The 18,323-nt window shown below is 70.0% G+C and carries 16 protein-coding genes; 11 read left to right on the forward strand and 5 right to left on the reverse strand.

Annotated elements, in window-relative coordinates; all coding sequences use genetic code 11:
- The first annotated feature begins 7 nt into the window (after window positions 1-7).
- The gene (locus PVT71_RS04890; protein ID WP_353473382.1) at window positions 8-2,050 is read left to right on the forward strand and encodes a glutamine amidotransferase; all 2,043 of its coding nucleotides are present in this window, start codon (window positions 8-10) and stop codon (window positions 2,048-2,050) included.
- An 84-nt stretch (window positions 2,051-2,134) separates the two neighbouring features.
- Here the strand turns inward: PVT71_RS04890 and PVT71_RS04895 are convergent, their stop codons facing one another.
- The gene (locus PVT71_RS04895; protein WP_353473383.1) at window positions 2,135-2,842 is read right to left on the reverse strand and encodes a DUF599 domain-containing protein; all 708 of its coding nucleotides are present in this window, start codon (window positions 2,840-2,842) and stop codon (window positions 2,135-2,137) included.
- A gap of 2 nt (window positions 2,843-2,844) precedes the next feature.
- Window positions 2,845-3,255 (reverse strand): CopD family protein, encoded by a 411-nt coding sequence (locus tag PVT71_RS04900; RefSeq protein ID WP_353473384.1) that lies wholly within the window; start codon window positions 3,253-3,255, stop codon window positions 2,845-2,847.
- Window positions 3,256-3,387: 132 nt separating this feature from the next.
- Between PVT71_RS04900 and PVT71_RS04905 the strand changes: the two genes are divergently transcribed.
- The 6 genes from PVT71_RS04905 (at window position 3,388) to PVT71_RS04930 (ending at window position 9,601) form a co-directional block, all read left to right on the forward strand.
- Entirely contained in the window at window positions 3,388-4,836 is a 1,449-nt protein-coding gene (locus tag PVT71_RS04905; protein ID WP_353473385.1) for an FAD-linked oxidase C-terminal domain-containing protein, read from the forward strand.
- A gap of 72 nt (window positions 4,837-4,908) precedes the next feature.
- Window positions 4,909-6,006 carry an FAD-binding protein gene (locus PVT71_RS04910; protein ID WP_353473386.1) on the forward strand — a complete coding sequence of 366 codons (1,098 nt, stop codon included), beginning with the start codon at window positions 4,909-4,911 and terminating at the stop codon, window positions 6,004-6,006.
- Between the two features lie 24 nt (window positions 6,007-6,030).
- Window positions 6,031-7,335 carry a glycolate oxidase subunit GlcF gene (gene glcF / locus PVT71_RS04915; RefSeq protein WP_353473387.1) on the forward strand — a complete coding sequence of 435 codons (1,305 nt, stop codon included), beginning with the start codon at window positions 6,031-6,033 and terminating at the stop codon, window positions 7,333-7,335.
- 151 nt (window positions 7,336-7,486) lie between these two features.
- A complete protein-coding gene (locus tag PVT71_RS04920; protein WP_353473835.1) occupies window positions 7,487-8,194 on the forward strand; it encodes a trypsin-like peptidase domain-containing protein in 708 nt (235 codons plus the stop codon).
- On the forward strand, window positions 8,191-8,976 hold the full coding sequence (locus PVT71_RS04925) for a trypsin-like peptidase domain-containing protein (protein WP_353473388.1): 786 nt from the start codon (window positions 8,191-8,193) through the stop codon (window positions 8,974-8,976). The genes PVT71_RS04920 and PVT71_RS04925 overlap by 4 nt, the downstream gene beginning before the upstream one ends.
- Before the next feature lie 148 nt (window positions 8,977-9,124).
- On the forward strand, window positions 9,125-9,601 hold the full coding sequence (locus PVT71_RS04930) for an Hsp20 family protein (protein WP_353473389.1): 477 nt from the start codon (window positions 9,125-9,127) through the stop codon (window positions 9,599-9,601).
- Between the two features lie 78 nt (window positions 9,602-9,679).
- Here the strand turns inward: PVT71_RS04930 and PVT71_RS04935 are convergent, their stop codons facing one another.
- Together PVT71_RS04935 and PVT71_RS04940 are read right to left on the reverse strand one after the other, a co-directional pair.
- Window positions 9,680-10,300, reverse strand: a complete 621-nt coding sequence (locus PVT71_RS04935; RefSeq protein ID WP_353473390.1) for a hypothetical protein — start codon at window positions 10,298-10,300, stop codon at window positions 9,680-9,682.
- Window positions 10,301-10,664: 364 nt separating this feature from the next.
- Window positions 10,665-12,824, reverse strand: a complete 2,160-nt coding sequence (locus PVT71_RS04940; protein ID WP_353473391.1) for an esterase-like activity of phytase family protein — start codon at window positions 12,822-12,824, stop codon at window positions 10,665-10,667.
- A gap of 211 nt (window positions 12,825-13,035) precedes the next feature.
- On the opposite strand from PVT71_RS04940, the gene PVT71_RS04945 reads away from it, so the two are divergent.
- Complete coding sequence (locus PVT71_RS04945) at window positions 13,036-13,584, forward strand: hypothetical protein (protein WP_353473393.1); 549 nt, start codon at window positions 13,036-13,038, stop codon at window positions 13,582-13,584.
- Window positions 13,585-13,618: 34 nt separating this feature from the next.
- Here PVT71_RS04945 and PVT71_RS04950 read toward each other — a convergent pair whose 3' ends face one another.
- Entirely contained in the window at window positions 13,619-14,419 is an 801-nt protein-coding gene (locus tag PVT71_RS04950) for an alpha/beta hydrolase (protein ID WP_353473395.1), read from the reverse strand.
- Window positions 14,420-14,508: 89 nt separating this feature from the next.
- On the opposite strand from PVT71_RS04950, the gene PVT71_RS04955 reads away from it, so the two are divergent.
- The 3 genes from PVT71_RS04955 (at window position 14,509) to PVT71_RS04965 (ending at window position 18,315) form a co-directional block, all read left to right on the forward strand.
- Entirely contained in the window at window positions 14,509-15,984 is a 1,476-nt protein-coding gene (locus PVT71_RS04955; RefSeq protein WP_353473396.1) for an NAD-dependent succinate-semialdehyde dehydrogenase, read from the forward strand.
- A gap of 288 nt (window positions 15,985-16,272) precedes the next feature.
- Window positions 16,273-17,508: a M24 family metallopeptidase gene (locus tag PVT71_RS04960; RefSeq protein ID WP_353473397.1), complete on the forward strand. Its 1,236-nt coding sequence runs from the start codon at window positions 16,273-16,275 to the stop codon at window positions 17,506-17,508.
- A gap of 183 nt (window positions 17,509-17,691) precedes the next feature.
- A complete protein-coding gene (locus PVT71_RS04965) occupies window positions 17,692-18,315 on the forward strand; it encodes a DUF1523 family protein (protein ID WP_353473398.1) in 624 nt (207 codons plus the stop codon).
- The last annotated feature ends 8 nt before the right edge of the window (window positions 18,316-18,323 follow it).

Consider the following 18,323-nt stretch of genomic DNA (forward strand, 5'->3'; position numbering starts at 1 on the left):
TGCACGCATGACCGGCGAAATCGTCTTTGACCCGCTGCTGCCCTGGCCCGTGATCTGGGCCCTCGGCGGCGTGGCGCTGGTCTCGGTCGCGCTGGCGCTCTGGCGCGGCATGCCCGGCTGGGCGCTGCGCTTCTTCGCAGGCTTCGTGCTGGTCGCGGCGCTCACCCAGCCGTCCTTCCAGGAAGAGGACCGCGCGCCGCTTTCCGACATCGTGCTGCTGCTCGAGGACCAGAGCGCCTCGCAGAAGCTCGGCGACCGGCTCGAGACCACGAAGGAAACGGCGGACGCGCTCGAGGCGCGGCTCGCCGCCCGGCCCAACACCGAGGTGCGCCGCATCACCGTGCCCGACGGCGAGGGCGACAGCGGCACGCTGCTGATGACCGCCCTCTCCGAGGCGCTGGCCGAGGAGCCGCGCGGCCGGGTCGCGGGGATCTTCCTGCTCTCCGACGGGCGGCTGCATGATCTCGAACGCGCGCCAAACCTGCCCGCGCCGCTGCACCTGCTGCTGACCGGGCACGACACCGACTGGGACCGCCGCCTGATCGTCAAGAACGCCCCGGCCTTCGCCATCCTCGGCGAGCCCGTCACCCTGACCCTGCGGGTCGAGGATGACGGCGCCGCCCCGCGCGAGATCGACACCGAGCTGCAGATCTCGATCGACGGCGGCACCCCGAGCAGCTACCGCGTCCCGCTCGGCCAGGACATCGAGCTGCCGGTGACCCTGCCGCACGGCGGGCTCAACGTGATCCAGTTCACCGTCCCCGAGGGCGAGGCCGAGCTGACCGACCGCAACAACACCGCGCTGGTGCAGATCAACGGCGTGCGCGACCGGCTGCGCGTGCTGCTGGTCTCGGGCGAGCCGCACGCGGGCAGCCGCACCTGGCGCAACCTGCTGAAATCCGACAGTTCCGTCGATCTCGTGCATTTCACCATCCTGCGCCCGCCCGAGAAGCAGGACGGCGTGCCGGTGACCGAGCTCTCGCTCATCGCCTTCCCGACGCGCGAGCTCTTCCTCGAGAAGATCGAGGATTTCGACCTGATCATCTTCGACCGCTACAAGCGCCGCGGCATCCTGCCCGCCATCTACCTCGACAACGTGCGCAACTACGTCGAGAACGGCGGCGCGCTGCTGATCGCGGCCGGGCCCGACTATGCCAGCGCCGACTCGCTCTACCGCTCGCCCCTGGCCGAGATCCTGCCCGCCGAACCCACCGCCCGCGTCATCGACCAGGGCTACCGGCCCAAGGTCACCGACCTCGGCCAGCGCCACCCGGTCACCGCCGGGCTCACCGGCGCCGACACCTGGGGCCGCTGGATGCGCCAGGTCGAGGTGACCCCGCTCGACAGCGCCGAGGTGCTGATGTCCGGCGCCGAGGACAAGCCGCTGCTGGTGCTCGACCGGATCGGCGAGGGGCGCGTCGCGCTGATCGCCTCGGACCAGGCCTGGCTCTGGTCGCGCGGCTTCGAGGGCGGCGGGCCGCAGCTCGACCTGCTGCGACGCCTCGCGCACTGGATGATGAAGGAGCCCGAGCTCGAGGAAGAGGCGCTCTGGGCCGAGGCCACCGGCCAGCACATGCGCATCATCCGCCGCACGCTCGAGGATGGCGTCGGCGCGGTCACCGTCACCCGCCCGGACGGCACCGAGGAGAGCCTGCAGATGCAGGAGGTCTCGCCCGGCCGTTTCGAGGCCACCTACGACGGGCCCGAGATCGGCCTCTACCGGTTGAAGGAGGGCGAGCAGGAGGCGGTGATCGGCCTCGGCCCGGCAGCTCCGCGCGAGTTCGAGCAGACCATCGCCAGCGGCGAGGCGCTGGAGCCGGTGGTCGCCTCCCTGCGCGGCGGCGAGGCGAATATCGAGGACGGTCTGCCGAGCATCCGCGCCGTGGGCGCCGGGCGTCCCGCCGCCGGGCGCGGCTGGATGGGCATCACCCCGCGCGAGGCCTTCGAGACCATGGACGTGACCCGCATCCCGCTGCTTCCAGCCTGGCTGACCCTGCTGCTCGCCGCGGGCTTCATCGTCGGCGCCTGGCTGCGCGAAGGGCGGCGCTGATCCTGCACCGGAACTTGGCACGCGCCGCCGGGCATGGCGCAACTCCCTTTGAAGGGAGTTGCAAAAGCCTTCGAAGGCTTTTGCTCAGGTGTCCTCGGAGGCAAGCAGCACCTCGCGCGACTGCGAGGTGAACTCGCGCCGCAGGATCACCGACAGGGTGATGACTACCGCGATCAGCAGCGGGATCGAGCCCAGCAGCCAGGCGGTGGAGCCGATGCCGTAGTAGACCGACCGCAGCCCGCGGTTGTAGCTGCGCGCGGCAAGGATGTTGATCTCGGCGGCCTTGGCGGCGCGGGAATAGGCGATCGTGCTCTCGTCGTTCGGCACCGCCCCCATCATCACCGAGCAATAGCCGAAGAGCCGGTTCGACCAGACGAACTTCAGGAAGGCATTGGCGGCGAAGGCGAGGATCAGCAGCAGCTTCGCCTCCCAGACGATGGTCGGCGCGTCGCCCCCGGCGGAAAGGTCCTCGGCCACGCCGCGCACCCGGTCGGGGTTGCCGAGCAGCGCGAAGATGCCGCCGATGGCGATCATCGAGGTCGAGGCGAAGAAGGCCGTGCTCTGCCGCAGGCTGCCGACGATGTTGGAATCGAAGATGCGCGGCTGGCGGGTGACGAAATGCTTCATCCACTGCCGCCGGTAGCGCGCCATCAGCACCGAGACCGAGGGCCGCCGCGCCGGCGGATGTTCGATCAGCCAGGAACTGCCCAGCCAGCTGACCACCAGCAGCACCACCCCCGCGAGGTCGAGCGGCGCGAAGTAGAAGAACGGGTCGAGCGAGGGAAGCGCCATGGTCAGAACGGTTTCGCCACGACCAGCCAGAGGATGGCGATCGTGCCCACCACGCTGATCTCGTTGAAGATTCGCAGGAACGTGTCCGACTCGCGGAACTCGCCCTTCTTGGCGCGGCCGACCAGCACCCCGGTCCAGACGTAATGCGCCGCCAACAACGCCACGAGGCCGATCTTGGCGTGCAGCCAGCCCGGGAAGCCCCAGAGCACGCCGAGCCAGAGTCCGGTGATCACCGCGATCACCGCCAGCCCCGCCGAGAAGCGGTAGAGCCGGTAGGTGAGATCGCCCAGCGGGCCGAACTCGCCGGTCCTGGCGTAGTCGCGTTTCCAATAGATGAGCGCACGCGGCACGGCGAAGATGGAGGTCATCCATCCCATGACGCAAAGAATGTGAATGATCTTCAGCCAGTCCATGGGCTCCACCTGCTACCATTCCCCTGCGCCGCGCAAGATGCTGCGGTGCCGCGAGAACCCGAGCGTGGCAAAAACGCTTGGCGAGCGCCGAAATTGGTTATATGAACTTACCAATTCGAGGAGGAGACCCCGATGGAGATGCCAGCCCCCGACGCAAGCATCCTCGCGCGCAAGGACGAGATCGTCGCGCGGCTGAGGGCGGTTCTGCCCGAAGATGCGGTGATCTCGGACCTGTCCGAGACCCGCGCCTACGAATGCGACGCGCTCACCGCCTACCGCTGCCCGCCGCTCTGCGCGGTGCTGCCCTCCACCACCGAGGAAGTCGCGGCGGTGCTGAGAATCTGCCATGCCGAGGGTGTGCCCGTAGTGCCGCGCGGCTCGGGCACCTCGCTGGCGGGCGGCGCGCTGCCCACCGCCGACAGCGTGATCCTCGGCGTGGCAAAGATGAACCGCGTGCTCGAGACGGATTACGCCAACCGCTTCATCCGCGTGCAGACCGGGCGCACCAACCTGTCGGTCAGCGGCGCCGTGGCCGAGGAGGAGTTCTTCTACGCCCCCGACCCCTCGTCGCAGCTGGCCTGCGCCATCGCCGGGAACATCGCGATGAACTCGGGCGGGGCGCATTGCCTCAAGTACGGCGTGACCACCAACAACCTCATGGGCGTCACCATGGTGCTGATGGACGGCACGGTGATCGAGCTCGGCGGCGCGCATCTCGACGCGCCGGGGCTCGACCTGCTGGGGGTGATCTGCGGCTCCGAGGGCCAGCTCGGCGTCGTCACCGAGGCGACGCTGCGCATCCTGCGCAAGCCCGAGGGCGCGCGGCCGGTGCTGATGGGCTTTGCGTCCAACGAAGTGGCCGGGGAATGCGTGTCGGACATCATCAAGGCGGGCGTTCTGCCGGTCGCGATCGAGTTCATGGACCGCCCCTGCATCGAGGCCTGCGAGGCCTTTGCCCATGCCGGCTACCCGATGTGCGAGGCGCTGCTGATCGTCGAGGTCGAGGGCTCGGAGGCCGAGATCGCCGAGCAGCTCGCGAAGATCATCGAGATCGCGAAACGCCACGACCCGGTCGAGCTGCGCGAGGCGAAGGACGAGGACGAGGCGGGCCGCATCTGGCTCGGCCGCAAGTCCGCCTTCGGCGCGATGGGGCAGATCAACGACTACATGTGCCTCGACGGCACGATCCCGGTCTCGTCCCTGCCCCACGTGCTGCGGCGCATCGGCGAGATGTCGGAGGAGTTCGGCCTCAAGGTCGCCAACGTCTTCCACGCCGGCGACGGCAACATGCACCCGCTGATCCTGTTCAACGCCAACCAGGAGGGCCAGCTCGAGCTCTGCGAGCGCTTTGGGGCGGAGATTCTCAAGCTCTGCGTCGAGGTCGGCGGCTGCCTGACCGGTGAGCACGGCGTCGGGATCGAGAAGCGCGACCTCATGCACACGCAATACGCGCCCGCCGACCTCGAGGCGCAGATGGCGGTGAAGGACGTCTTCGACCCGCGCTGGCTGCTCAACCCCGCCAAGGTGTTCCCGCTCGACGCCTCGGAAAGCCGCCGCCACCTCGCGGTGGCGGCCGAGTGAGCCGCAGAGGGGGCTCTGCCCCCGTCCGCTGGCGCGGACTCCCCCGGGATATTTTGACCATGTGGAAGCCTGATGAGACCTGAGACCGAGACCGACCTTGCCGAGATGATCTCCGCCAGCACCGGGCCGCTGCACATCCGCGGCGGCGGCACGCGCAGCGCCGGCGCCGCCGCGGGCGCGCCGCTGGAGACCGGCGGGCTTTCGGGCATCACGCTCTACGAGCCGGGCGCGCTGACGCTGGTGGCGAAGGCGGGCACGCCGCTTGCGGAGATCGAGGCCGCGCTCGACACCGAGGGCCAGCGGCTGGCCTTCGAGGTGCCCGACATGCGCGGGCTGCTTGGCACGGAAGGCGCCAGCACGCTCGGCGGGATCGTCGCCGCCAATGCCTCGGGGCCGCGGCGCATCGCCTCGGGGGCCTGCCGCGACTTCCTGCTGGGCGTGCGCTTCGTCGACGGCGCCGGCACGGTGGTGTCGAACGGCGGGCGGGTGATGAAGAACGTCACCGGCTACGACCTCGTCAAGCTGATGGCGGGCAGCCACGGCACGCTCGGGGTGCTGACCGAGCTCAGCTTCAAGGTGCTGCCGAAACCCGAGACCGCCGCGACGCTGCTGCTGCACGGGCTTTCGGACGCCGAGGCGGTGGCGGCCATGGCCGCGGCGCTCGGCTCGCCCTTCGACGTGACCGGCGCGGCGCATGACCCGGCGGCGCGGCGCACGCTGCTGCGCATCGAGGGGTTCGAGCACTCCGTCGCCTACCGGCTCGGCCAGCTCGCGGCGCTCTTCCCGGGGCGCGAGCTTTCCGAGGAGACCGGCGCGGAGGAAGTGGCCGCGCTCTGGGCCGGGGTGCGCGACGTGGCGCCGCTGCAGGGCCGCGCGGGGGATGTCTGGCGCATCTCCTGCAAGCCCTCGGACGCGCCCGGCCTCGCGGCACGGCTGCGCGCCGGCGCGCTGCTCTACGACTGGGGCGGCGGGCTGGTCTGGGCGCTGCTGCCCGAGGGCACCGACGCCCGCGCCCGGCTCGGTGCCTTCGCCGGCCATGCCACGCGGGTGCGCGGCGCGGGCAGTGCCCCTGCCTTCCACCCCGCCCCCGCCGCCGTCGCCGCACTCTCCGAGGGGCTGCGCCGCCGTTTCGATCCGCGCGGGGTGCTCAACCCCGGCCTGATGGCGTGACCCGCCGGAGCTGAGGACCAGGACATGCAGACCAATTTCACCGATGCCCAGCTTCAGGATCCGGGCACGCAGCGGGCCAACGAGATCCTGCGCTCCTGCGTGCATTGCGGCTTCTGCACGGCGACCTGCCCCACCTACCAGGTGCTGGGCGACGAGCTCGACAGCCCGCGCGGGCGCATCTACCTGATCAAGGACATGCTCGAGAACGAGCGGGTGCCGGACGCCAAGACCGTCAAGCACGTCGACCGGTGCCTGTCGTGCCTGTCCTGCATGACCACCTGCCCTTCGGGCGTGCATTACATGCACCTCGTCGACCACGCGCGCGCCTATATCGAGAAGACCTACACCCGCCCCTGGCATGACCGCGCGCTGCGCTGGATGCTGGCGCAGATCATCCCGCACCCGATGCGCTTCCGCGTGGCGCTGATGCTGGCGAAGCTGGGCCGCCCCTTCGCCGGGCTGCTGCCCGACCCGCGGCTGAAGGCGATGCTGCAGATGGCACCCAAGCGCATCCCGCCGGTCAGCCGCAACGACGACCCGCAGAGCTTTGCCCCGACCGCGCCGAAGCGCAGGCGCGTGGCGCTGATGACCGGCTGCGCGCAGAAGGCGCTCAACACCGACATCAACGACGCCACCATCCGCCTGCTGCGCCGGCTCGGCTGCGAGGTGGTCGTGGCGAAAGGCGCGGGCTGCTGCGGCGCGCTCACCCATCACATGGGGCGCGAGGCGCAGGCGCATGGCTCGGCCGAGGCCAACATCCGCGCCTGGAAGGCCGAGATCGACGGCGAGGGGCTCGATGCCATCGTCATCAACACCTCGGGCTGCGGCACCACGGTGAAGGATTACGGCCACATGTTCCGGACCTCGCCGCTGGCGGCCGAGGCGGCCGAGATCTCGGCCAAGGCGAAGGACATCAGCGAGCTGCTGCGCGATCTCGACATCCCCGCAGAGAGTTTCACCGCCGCCCCGAAGGGTCTGCGCGTCGCCTACCACGCCGCCTGCTCGCTGCAGCACGGGCAAAAGGTCAAGGCCGCGCCCAAGGACCTGCTGAAGCGCGCCGGCTTCGAGGTGGTCGAGCCCGCCGACAGCCACCTCTGCTGCGGCAGCGCGGGCACCTACAACCTCCTGCAGCCCGAGATCTCGCAGCAGCTGCGCGACCGCAAGGTCAAGACGCTCGAGGCCAAGGCGCCGCAGCTCATCGCCGCGGGCAACATCGGCTGCATGATGCAGATCGGCTCGGGCACGGGCGTGCCGGTGGTGCACACGGTCGAGCTGCTCGACTGGGCGACGGGCGGGCCGAAACCGCGCGCGCTGGAGGCGCTTGGCTGAGACCGCAGTCTTCCCGCAAGCGCCCAAATTTTGCCCAAGACTCTGCCTAGCCTGACCGGGCGAACAGGGAGTCATTTGCGTGAGATACCTCATTGCGCTGCTCGCCGCGCTGCTGGCACCGCCGGCGGTTGCGCAGGGTGGCCTGTTTTCCATGGAAAGCCGCGAGGACGGGCGCGGCTGGGAGGCGGTCGGACGGCTGGAGATCGCCGGCAAGGCCTTCTGCACCGGGGCGCTGATCGCGCCCGACCTCGTGCTGACCGCGGCGCATTGCCTCTATGACGCGCGCAGCGGCGCGCGGGTGCCGGTGGACCAGATCCAGTTCCTCGCCGGCTGGCGCAACGGCCGCGCCGCCGCCTACCGCCGCGTGCGTCGGGCGCTGTCGCTCGACAGCTACGACTTTGCCGCACCCGCCAGCCCCGACCGGGTGCGCAGCGACCTTGCGGTGATCGAGCTGCAGCTGCCGATCCGCAACAGCAGCATCGCGCCCTTCGGGCTTGGCCCCTTCCCCGAGGCCGGGGACGAACTCGGGGTGGTGTCCTACGCCCATGACCGCTCCGAGGCCCCGGCGCTGCAGGACTACTGCGGCGTGCTCGACCGGCAGGAGGGGATGCTGGTGCTCGACTGCTCGGTGGATTTCGGCAGCTCCGGCTCGCCGGTCTTCTCCTTCGAGGGCGGCGAGCCGCGCATCGTCTCGGTGATCTCGGCCAAGGCCGAGGCCGGGGGCGCGCCGGTCTCGCTGGCCACCGGCCTCTCGGGCCCGCTCGCCGAATTGCGCGGCGCGCTCGACGCCGACATCGTGCGCAACCCGCTCGGCGCGGGCAGCCGGCGCGACACCGGCGCGAAGTTCATCCGGCCATGAGGCTGCTTCTCCCCCTCCTTGCCCTGCTGGCCGGTCCCGCCGCCGCGCAGGCGACCTTCGACGTGATCGACGGGCGCGGCGACCTCCTCGGCTGGGAGGCGGTGGGCCGGCTCGATGCCGCGGGCGCCTTCTGCACCGGCGCGCTGATCGCCCCCGACATCGTGCTGACCGCGGCGCATTGCGTCTTCACCCCCGACGGCACGCCCCGCCCGCCCGAGAGCCTGACCTTCCGCGCCGGCTATTTCCGCGGCACCGAGGTCGTCGCGCAGAGGGTGCGCCGCTGGGTCGTCCCCCCCACCTACGTCAAGCGCCCGCACCCGACCCATGAGACGGTGGCGGTCGACGTGGCGCTGCTGAAGCTCGAGGCCCCGGTCACCAGCGCCGAGGCCGACCCCTTCCGCCTGCTGCAGGGCGCGCCCGAGGGCAGCGCGGTCACCGTGCTCAGCTACGGCAAGGGGCGCGAGGAGGTGCTCTCGCGCGAGCCCTCCTGCGCGGTCACCGCGCATTACGCCGACGACGTGCTCGGCTTCGACTGCGACGTGACCTTCGGCAGTTCCGGCGCGCCGGTCTTCCTGCGCGAGGATGGGCGGCTGCGCATCCTGTCGGTGATCTCCTCGGTCGGCGGCGGCATGGCCTACGGGCCCGGCATCGCCGCGCTGGTGCCGGATCTGGCGGCCCGGCTGCGCAACGAGGACGCGCGCCCGCCGGTCGGCACGGGCGCGCGGCGCATCACCGTAGGCGACGCCCGCGGCGAGACCGGGGCGCGGTTCGTGCGGCCGTGACGGGACGCGCCCGCGCCCCCTTGAAACCACAAAAACCCCTCCCCATCTGAGTGTTACCGGGGCGCCTGCGACAGGGCTCCGGACCAGTCCCGCGCCTGTTCCACGTGGAAAGGCGCAGCACAACGGTATCGCTCAACGGAGGATTCCCATGCGACATTTCGATCTTGCCCCGCTCTATCGCGCCACCGTCGGTTTCGACCAGATCGCCGACATGATGGACCGGGTGCTGGCCAGCGACGTGGCCCAGCCCAGCTACCCCCCCTACAACATCGAGAAGACCGCCGATGATGCCTACCGCATCTCGATCGCCGTGGCCGGCTTCGCCGACGAGGACCTGACGGTCGAGGTGAAGGAACACGCGCTGGTGGTCTCGGCCAAGAAATCCGACGAGGGCCAGGGCCGCACCTACCTGCACCGCGGCATCGCCACCCGCGCCTTCGAGCGCCGCTTCACCCTCGCCGACCACGTGCGGGTCGAGGGCGCCACGCATGAGAACGGCATGCTGCACATCGACCTGCGCCGCGAGATCCCGGAAGCGCTGAAGCCGCGCCGGATCGCCATCGCCAAGCCGCAGGGCGCGGCCGCCATCGAGACCGACGTGGTCGACGCGCAATCGGTGAACTGAGCCTCGGGCTCCGATTTCACGATCAACCGACAGGGGCCCCGGCGGGCGCGCCGGGGCCCTCTTGCATGGGGCGGCGCGTCACTCGATCGAGATCACCATGTCGAAGGTCAGCGGCGCGCTTTCGTGGCTCACCACCTCGACGATGAAATCGCCCGATTGCGGCAGCGTGCCGCGATAGGGCGTCGCGGCGTCGGTGCCCTCCAGCAGGATCGCCCCGTCCGGGCCGCGCAGGATGTAATACATCGCGCCCCCCGCGGGCACGACGCGCAGGTTCAGCACCTGCCCCTCCCGCGCGCCCAGCACGTATTGCTTGGCGCCCCCCGCCTCGAGCGTGCGGGTGATCGTGGCGCCGCTGGTGCCGGGCGCGAACTGGATGCGCTCCGGGGCCAGCGCCGCCTGCTCCGCCGCCCGCGCCCGCGCCTCGTCGATCTCGTCGTTGGTGGCGGGCTCGAGCGACTCCACGCTGCCGTCGCGATAGCCGAAGCATTTCCAGACGCGGCCATCCGCGTCCTGCAGGAAGACCATGGACCCGGCCTCGGAATACATCGTGTCGATCACCTGCCCGCCGGGGCGCGAGGCAGAGCCGCTCTCGACCAGCTTGTCGATGCAGCCGTCGATGACCGGCTGCACCAGCGGGTCCTCGGCGAGGGCCGCCTGCGCGGTGCAGAGCAAGGCCAGGATCAGGGGTAGGGCTTTCATCGTCTTGCCTCCTTCGGCGAACTGCGCACACGGCACCGGCAATCCGGTCCGACCTGTCGCGCCTGCCGGTGCCGGGCGGCTTCGACCGGCGCGCCCATGTCAGGGAGCAGCGGCAGGATGCGTCCAAACGACTTCATGAAAAGAGACCTCCGGCAAGCGGCACAATGGCGCCAAGGGTAATCGCTCGGGCCCATCGTGTCATGCCAAAGAAACACCCCGGGCGGATGCCGCCTGCCCCTCTCGCCGCGCCCGCCCCTTCTTCTCTTTCCAAATACGCCCTTTTCTGACCGTGCCACGGGCGCGGCAAAAGGCAGGGGCGCCGCGCGGTCTCCCGCACGGCGCCCCCTTCCAGCTGACCCGAGGATCAGTCGAGCTTGAAGGACCAGAAGAAGGTCTCGCCCGAGCTGTCGTCGACGCCGTCGTTGTCGGTCGAGACATAGGCCGTGCCGTCCGCCGCGATGGCGAGGCCCTCGACCTTGTCCACCACGTAGCCGCCCCAGCCCTTCAGGTCGGGGATGAGGTCACGCACCTCTTCCTTGCCGACCACCGGCAGCTCGCCGCCCAGCGGCGCGGGCACCAGCTCCGACAGCGGGATGCGGTAGACCTTCTTGGTCGCCGCCGCCGCGCCGATCTGGTTGTCGCGCTCGACCACGTAGGCAAAGTCGCCATGCGCGGTGATCTCCGACAGGCCGGTCCAGCCCTTGTCCACCGGCGCCTTGGCGTAGCGCACCGCGCCCCATTCCTCGGTCTCGGGGTTGTAGGCGACGAGCTTGACGTGATCCTTCGGATCGTCGCCCCACTCGCGCTGCACCGCCATCCAGAGCGTGCCGTCGACCATGGTGACGCCCTCGAAGCCGAAGCGGGTCTCGCCGGCGAGCAGCTCGGCGGGCAGGCCGATCTCGTCCTCGATCTCGCCCTCGGCGCTCACGTGGTAGAGCGCGTGCGGCACCAGCTTGGCGGTGTTGCCCTCGGAGGCGAGCCAGAAGCCGCCCTCGCCATCCAGAGTGATGCCCTCGATGTCGAGCTTCTGCGCCGGCATGCCCGCGCGGGTGATCTCGATGGCGCGGGTGATCTTTGCCGGTTTCGAGCTCGGGTCGATGACGAAGATGCGCGGCTGGAAGCCGTAGAAGCTGTCGTTGACCGCGTAGATCATGCCGTCATCGCCCGCGACCATGCCCGAGATCGCGCCCCAGCCGATCAGCTGATCCGCGCCGGCGGAAGTCAGCGTCGGATACATCGCCTCGCCCTCGGCATATTCGTAGATCATCACGTGGGCGCGCGCGCCGCCGTCCTCGACGAGGTCTTCCTCGTTGGCGGTGACCAGCAGGTTGCGCTGCGGGATGGCCACGGTGCCTTCGGGCGCGATGCCCGAGGGCAGGATCTGCTTCAGTACCGGGGCGGAGGGGTCGGTCATGTCGTAGATGCCGGCGACCGAGCCGCGCTCGGAAAGCAGGATCATGTAGGGCGTGCCCTCGAAGGTCGCGACTTCCATGCCCTCGGGCTCGACGCCCTTGGCGTCCGAGCGCTTGTCCGGGTAGTGGCCGACCTGGATGACCGCATGCTCGAAGCTGTTGCCGCTGTCGTAGAGCTCGGTGCCGTCCTTCCTGAACACGGTGAAGCTGCGCGAGCCGCCGTCCATGTCGCCCTCGTTGGCGATGGCGAAGGTCTCGTCGTCGATCCACTGCACCGAGTCGGGCTCGCGCAGGCGGCCGGGCTGGCTTTCCGTGAAGATCAGCGCGCCGCGCTCGTCGGTGGCGTCGATCTCCGTCAGGTCGGTGGTCCCGGCCGGGAAATGGCTCAGCACCTCGCCGGCCTTGTTCAGCACGACGATGTGGTTGTTCTCCTGCAGCGTGAGGACGATCTCGCCAAGGCCGTTGACGTCGACGAACTCGGGCTCGGGATCCTCGGGCGCGATCTCGGCAAGGCCGGTCACGTCGGCTTTCACGAGGCTGGCGCAATCCGCCGCGCCGTCGACCACGTCGAGGATCGCGACATAGCCCGCGGGCATCTGCGGCACGCGGCCATCGCCTGCGTCCTCGTCACGCTCGTTCTCGATCGCCACGGCGACGAAGCTGCCGTCCTTCGCCAGCGCCACGCTGTCCGGCTGGCCGCCGAGGTCGCATTCGCCGGTGATCTCGCCCGACGCCATGTTCACCATCTCGAGCTTGCCCGAGGGATTGGTGAAGCTCTCCGAGGTGTTCACCCCGACGAAGGCGGTGCCGCCCGAGACGGCCACCGAGGTCGGCTCGCCGCCCATCTCGATGTTGCCCAGCGGCTTCGGCGCGCGCGGGTCGGTGATGTCGATGCGGCCGATCACGCCCAGCGGGCTGTCGGTGTAGACCAGCGTGTTGCCGTCTTCCGAGGCATAGATGATCTCGGCCGAGGTCACGCGGGCGCGGTCCTCGCCCTCGCCCATGTTGTCGGGCGTGGCAAAGCTGGCAATGCGGTTGAAGGTCATGTCGGCCTGCGCGGCCCCGGCGCAGAGCGCCAGTGCCGAGGTCAGGCACAGCGAGCGGATGATCATGGGACGTCCCCCTGTTGCGGTCCGCACCGCCATGGGGCCGCAATGTAACGCGCGCGTGATGCTTGCATGACGCCTTGGTGACGCCGCGGAATTCCTCGGGGCCGGGGCACCCGCGCCCGCTGATCAGTCGGCAAGGGGGGCGCGGCGCTTCGTCCCGTTCCCCGGTCCCCGGCGCGCTCCTAAGCTTCTTGCGTCACGAAGGAGTTTCATCTTGGCAGACGCATTTCAACGCCCCGGGCACGACCATTTCCGCCCGCTTCGCCCTTTCCGCACCGCCGGCTGCGCCCTCGCCCTGCTCGGCCTCCTCGCCGGGCCCGCGCTGGCCTCCGAGCCGCTGCTCACGCTGCATGCGGCGGACGGGCGGCAGGCGGTTCTCGACCGCGACGCGCTCGAGGCGCTGCCGCAGCACGAGTTCAGCACCGAGACCTACTGGACATGGGAGGAGCAGCGCTTCAGCGGCCCGCTGCTGAGCGACGTGCTGGAGCTCGCCGGTCTGCCCGGGCCCGCCTCGGGCGGTGTGATCGAGCTGGTCGCCGACGACGGCTACCATTCGCGCATCGACCTTGGCGAGGCGGCGCAATATTTCGCGCCGACCTACCCGATCATCGCCACGCGCATCAACGGCGCGCCCTTCCCGATCGAGGAGAACGGCCCGCTCTGGGTGATGTTCCCCTATGACGCGCATCCCGAGCTGAACATAGAGCCGGTGCATCACATGACCGTCTGGCAACTGCTCGAGATCGTCGAAAAGCCGGAGTGAGGGCGCCCTGCGCGCCCTCCGCCCGGGGCGGGGCTCAGGCCCCGGTCACCGCCCGGCAGAGCGGGCTGCCCGCTTCGGCCAGCCCGTCGATCACGTCGAAATGGTGCAGCCCCGCGTCGATCACCACCTCGCAGCCGCCCGACGCGGCCCAGGCCTCGCCGAGCCAGCGCGCCTGGTCGAGGAAGGCGGGACGCTCGGCGCCGCCCACCCAGACCGTCACCGGCACCGCGGGCGCGGGCTGGAAGATCGGGCTTTCCGCCCCGGCTTCGGCCTCGTCTAGCCGCAGCCCGGCGTTCATGTCGGTCAGCATCAGCGGCCGCAGGTCCGACAGCGGCGAGATCGGCACCACCCCGGTGATCCGCGCCGCCACCGCCGCGGGCAGCACGCCCGGCGCCAGCATCCGGGCCACGAGGTGCCCGCCCGCCGAATGGCCGGTGAGCCGGATCGGCCCCGCCACCTCGCCCGCCGCGACGCTCACCGCCGCCGCCACCTGCCGGGTGATGTCCGAGATGCGCACCTCGGGGCAGAGGTCGTAGGACGGCATCGCCACCGCCCAGCCCGCCTCGAGCGCCCCGGCGGCGAAATGCGACCAGACCGAGCGGTCGAAGCGCAGCCAGTAGCCGCCGTGCACGAAGACCACGAGCCCCCTGGGCTCGCCCTCCGGCAGGAACAGGTCCAGCGCCTCGCGCGCGCCTGGCCCGTAGGCGAGGCTGCGGAAACGCCCCTGCGCCTCCATGCCGGCGCGGAAGGCCGCGGCATCGGCGCTCCAGCGCGGCGGGAAGGCGTCCGCGCCGGGAATATGGGCCGCATTGGCATATGCGTCACTGAGGTTCATCGTCTTTCTCCCAAACCGTACTACAGTCGGGCATAGCAGATGTGCTGCGCGCCGCAGCAGGAAATGCCGACCGACCCAAGGAGGATCCCATGCTCGACCAGACCACCAACCTTCCCGCCCTGCTGAAGGACCCGACCCTGCTCGAGACCCGCGCCTATGTGAACGGGGCCTGGATCGACGGCGCGGACGGCACCTACGACGTGACCAACCCCGCCCGTGGCGACGTCATCGCGCAGGTGGCGGACCTGAGCCGCGCGCAGATCGCCAAGGCCATCGACGCCGCCCACGCGGCGCAGAAGGACTGGGCGCAATGGACCGGCAAGGAACGCGCCAAGGTGCTGCGCCGCTGGTTCGAGCTGATGATGGAGAACCAGGACGACCTCGGCACGATCATGACCGCCGAACAGGGCAAGCCGCTGGCCGAGGCCAAGGGCGAGATCGCCTACGGCGCGTCGTTCATCGAGTTCTTCGGCGAGGAGGCCAAGCGCGTCTACGGCGAGACCATCCCCGGCCACGCCCGCGACAAGCGCATCACGGTGATGAAGCAGCCGATCGGCGTCGCCGCCTCGATCACGCCGTGGAACTTCCCCAACGCGATGATCACCCGCAAGGCCGGGCCCGCGCTCGCCGCCGGCTGCGCCTTCGTCGCCCGCCCGGCATCCGAAACCCCGCTCTCGGCGCTGGCCATCGCCGTGCTGGCCGAGCGCGCCGGCATCCCCGCGGGCGTCTTCAACGTGGTGCCGACCTCGTCCTCCTCGGAGGCGGGCAAGGAGTTCTGCGAGAACCCCAAGGTGCGCAAGCTGACCTTCACCGGCTCGACCGAAGTCGGGCGCATCCTGCTGCGCCAGGCCGCGGACCAGGTGATGAAATGCTCGATGGAGCTCGGCGGCAACGCCCCCTTCATCGTGTTCGACGACGCCGATCTCGACGCCGCCGTCGAGGGCGCCATCGCCTGCAAGTTCCGCAACAACGGCCAGACCTGCGTCTGCGCCAACCGCATCTACGTGCAGTCCGGCGTCTACGACGCCTTCGCCGAGAAACTCGCCGCCGCGGTGGCGAAACTGAAGGTCGGCGACGGGCTCGAGCCCGGCACCGACCTTGGCCCGCTGATCAACCGCAAGGCCATCGACAAGGTGCAGGAGCACATCGCCGACGCCACCGCCAAGGGCGGCACGCTCATCCTCGGCTCCGAAGCGCAGCAGATGGACGGCCAGTTCTTCGCCCCGGCCATCGTCACCGGCGCGACGCGCGAGATGAAGTTCGCCACCGAGGAAACCTTCGGCCCGCTCGCCCCGCTCTTCCGCTTCGAGACGGTGGACGAGGTGATCGAGATGGCCAACGACACGATCTTCGGCCTCGCCTCCTACTTCTACGCCAAGGATCTCAGCCGCGTGTACAAGGTCGCCGAGGCGCTGGAATACGGCATCGTCGGGGTCAACACCGGGCTCATCTCGACCGAGGTCGCGCCCTTCGGCGGGGTCAAGCAATCCGGCCTCGGCCGCGAGGGCAGCCACCACGGCATCGAGGACTACCTCGAGATGAAATACGTCTGCCTGAGCGTCTGAGGCGCGCAGGAACGTCCGTTCTTCCATATGTCGCAAATATCCCGGGGAGCGCGAGGGGCTGGCCCCTCGCCGCTTCGCCCTCCCCCTGCGTAACGCTCCACGTGAAACAGCACCCTTGCCAAACGCCCCGGCCCGCCGCATCCTTCGCCCCGGGCAGGCGATGGCGTCGCCGGTGCCGCAAGGCATTGCCCCGTCTCACCGCAGACGTTCCGTCCTGAACGCCGGGACCTTGCTTTGTCTCTGCGGCAGGGTCGGGTCCTCCCCCCTCCGCATCCAAAGGAGGGCCGTATGGACCACCAACTGACCAGCCGACACCTGACCGCCCGCCCCGAAACCTACCGCTTCCACAACGGCGAGAAGGTGCCCCTGCCCTTCGCGCCTGCGGAATACGACGCCCGGCTCGCCGGGCTGCGCGCCGCCATGGCGGCCGAGGGGCTCGACGCCTGCGTGCTGAGCTCGATGCACAACATCGCCTACTACTCGGGCTTTCTCTACTGCAGCTTCGGCCGCCCCTACGCGCTGGTCGTCACGCCCGGCGAAAGCGTCACGATCAGCGCCGGGATCGACGCCGGCCAGCCGTGGCGGCGCTGCCATGGCGACAGCATCACCTATACCGACTGGGCGCGGAACAACCTCTGGCGGGCGGTGCGCGGGGTGACCGGCCCCGGCAAGGTGATCGGCTACGAGGCCGACCACCTGACGCTGGCGCAGAAGGCACTCCTCGACACGTTCCTCGGGCCCCGCCGCAGCCATGACATCGCCCCCGCCACGATGCGCCAGCGGATGCTGAAATCCCCCGCCGAGATCGCGCTGATCCGGCAGGGCGCGCAGGTGGCCGACATCGGCGGCTACGCCATCCGCGAGGCGATCCGCGAGGGCGCGCGCGAGATCGACGTGGCCATGGCCGGGCGCGACGCGATGGAGCTCGAGATCGCCCGGCGCTTCCCCGACGCCGAGTACCGCGACACCTGGGTGTGGTTCCAGTCCGGGCTCAACACCGACGGCGCGCACAACCCGGTCACGTCGCGCGCCCTGCGCCGGGGCGACATCCTCTCGCTCAACTGCTTCCCGATGATCTCGGGCTATTACACCGCGCTCGAGCGCACGCTCTTCGTCGGCGAGGTCGATCCCGCCTCGCTCGCCATCTGGGAGGCCAATGTCGCCACGCACGAGCTTGGCCTCTCGCTGCTGAAACCCGGGGCGAGCTGCGCCGAGGTGACCCATGCGCTCAACGCCTTCCTGTCCGAGCGGGACCTGCTGCAGTACCGCACCTTCGGCTACGGCCACAGCTTCGGGGTGCTGTCGCATTACTACGGCCGCGAGGCCGGGCTCGAGCTGCGCGAGGACGTGGACACGGTGCTGCGTCCCGGCATGGTGGTCTCGATGGAGCCGATGCTGACCCTCCCCGAGGGCCGGCCCGGCGCCGGCGGCTACCGCGAGCACGACATCCTCGTCATCACCGAGGACGGGGCCGAGAACATCACCGGCTATCCCTACGGGCCGGGGTTCAACGTGGTGGGCTAGGGTCCGGCAGGACGCAGGGGACGGAGAGGGCCTGCCCCTGTCCGCTCCCGACGATCGTCGGGCCTTGAAGAACCGACGGGGCGGCGGCGCTCCGCCGAGCTTTCTGCGCTGAGTGGTTGATTTTCCAGCGCCGACGGGTCACCTCATGGGGATTGAACCGGGATGTGACCCAAGGAGAGCCCCATGCGCTACGTGAAATGGACCTTCATCGTGCTCTTCTGGGTGCTGGTGGCGGGCTTCCTGCATTACACCCTGCCACAGCACGACATCGCGCGGATCACCGACACCTACGAGAAGCGCGAGACGCCGGGCACGATGAACCGCTGGTTCTGGAGCCAGGCGGGCAGCAAGAGCGCCGCCGCCACCGGCGGGCGCGACGTGTTCTTCATCCAGACGCGGCTCGCCAACGACAAGGTGATGGTCTACCGCAACGAGGACACCACCTGGGGCTGGCCGCCCTATTTCAAGTTCGACACCTCGAACCTGCAGGCCGAGGCGAACGACCTGCGCTCGGGCTCGGCGCAGCCGCAATGGGTGGCGATCAAGCATTACGGCTGGCGCAACGAGTTCCTGTCGATCTACCCCAATGCGGTGAAGATCACCCCGGTCGACGGGCCGGACGTGCGCATCATCCCCTGGACCAACATCATCGTGCTGACCCTGCTGGCGGCGATCTGCTGGGCGGTCTGGGTGCGCTGGCGGCGCTTCCGCCGCGCCCGCATCGACCCGGCGCTGGACCAGATGGGCGACAACCTCGACGAGGCGGGCGGGCGCATCCGCGGCTTCTTCGGGCGCCGCAAGGGCTGAGCGCCCGC

It is taken from the genome of Salipiger sp. H15, from assembly GCF_040409955.1.
In the GTDB taxonomy this organism is placed as follows: Bacteria; Pseudomonadota; Alphaproteobacteria; order Rhodobacterales; family Rhodobacteraceae; genus Salipiger.

What these genes read in the sequence shown, in the direction of transcription:
- PVT71_RS04890 (WP_353473382.1), top strand. Translation starts at nt 8, where the DNA reads ATGACCGGCGAAATCGTCTTTGACCCGCTGCTGCCCTGGCCCGTGATC.
- PVT71_RS04895 (WP_353473383.1), bottom strand. Translation starts at nt 2,842, where the DNA reads ATGGCGCTTCCCTCGCTCGACCCGTTCTTCTACTTCGCGCCGCTCGAC.
- PVT71_RS04900 (WP_353473384.1), bottom strand. Translation starts at nt 3,255, where the DNA reads ATGGACTGGCTGAAGATCATTCACATTCTTTGCGTCATGGGATGGATG.
- PVT71_RS04905 (WP_353473385.1), top strand. Translation starts at nt 3,388, where the DNA reads ATGGAGATGCCAGCCCCCGACGCAAGCATCCTCGCGCGCAAGGACGAG.
- PVT71_RS04910 (WP_353473386.1), top strand. Translation starts at nt 4,909, where the DNA reads ATGAGACCTGAGACCGAGACCGACCTTGCCGAGATGATCTCCGCCAGC.
- glcF (WP_353473387.1), top strand. Translation starts at nt 6,031, where the DNA reads ATGCAGACCAATTTCACCGATGCCCAGCTTCAGGATCCGGGCACGCAG.
- PVT71_RS04920 (WP_353473835.1), top strand. Translation starts at nt 7,487, where the DNA reads ATGGAAAGCCGCGAGGACGGGCGCGGCTGGGAGGCGGTCGGACGGCTG.
- PVT71_RS04925 (WP_353473388.1), top strand. Translation starts at nt 8,191, where the DNA reads ATGAGGCTGCTTCTCCCCCTCCTTGCCCTGCTGGCCGGTCCCGCCGCC.
- PVT71_RS04930 (WP_353473389.1), top strand. Translation starts at nt 9,125, where the DNA reads ATGCGACATTTCGATCTTGCCCCGCTCTATCGCGCCACCGTCGGTTTC.
- PVT71_RS04935 (WP_353473390.1), bottom strand. Translation starts at nt 10,300, where the DNA reads ATGAAAGCCCTACCCCTGATCCTGGCCTTGCTCTGCACCGCGCAGGCG.
- PVT71_RS04940 (WP_353473391.1), bottom strand. Translation starts at nt 12,824, where the DNA reads ATGATCATCCGCTCGCTGTGCCTGACCTCGGCACTGGCGCTCTGCGCC.
- PVT71_RS04950 (WP_353473395.1), bottom strand. Translation starts at nt 14,419, where the DNA reads ATGAACCTCAGTGACGCATATGCCAATGCGGCCCATATTCCCGGCGCG.
- PVT71_RS04955 (WP_353473396.1), top strand. Translation starts at nt 14,509, where the DNA reads ATGCTCGACCAGACCACCAACCTTCCCGCCCTGCTGAAGGACCCGACC.
- PVT71_RS04960 (WP_353473397.1), top strand. Translation starts at nt 16,273, where the DNA reads ATGGACCACCAACTGACCAGCCGACACCTGACCGCCCGCCCCGAAACC.
- PVT71_RS04965 (WP_353473398.1), top strand. Translation starts at nt 17,692, where the DNA reads ATGCGCTACGTGAAATGGACCTTCATCGTGCTCTTCTGGGTGCTGGTG.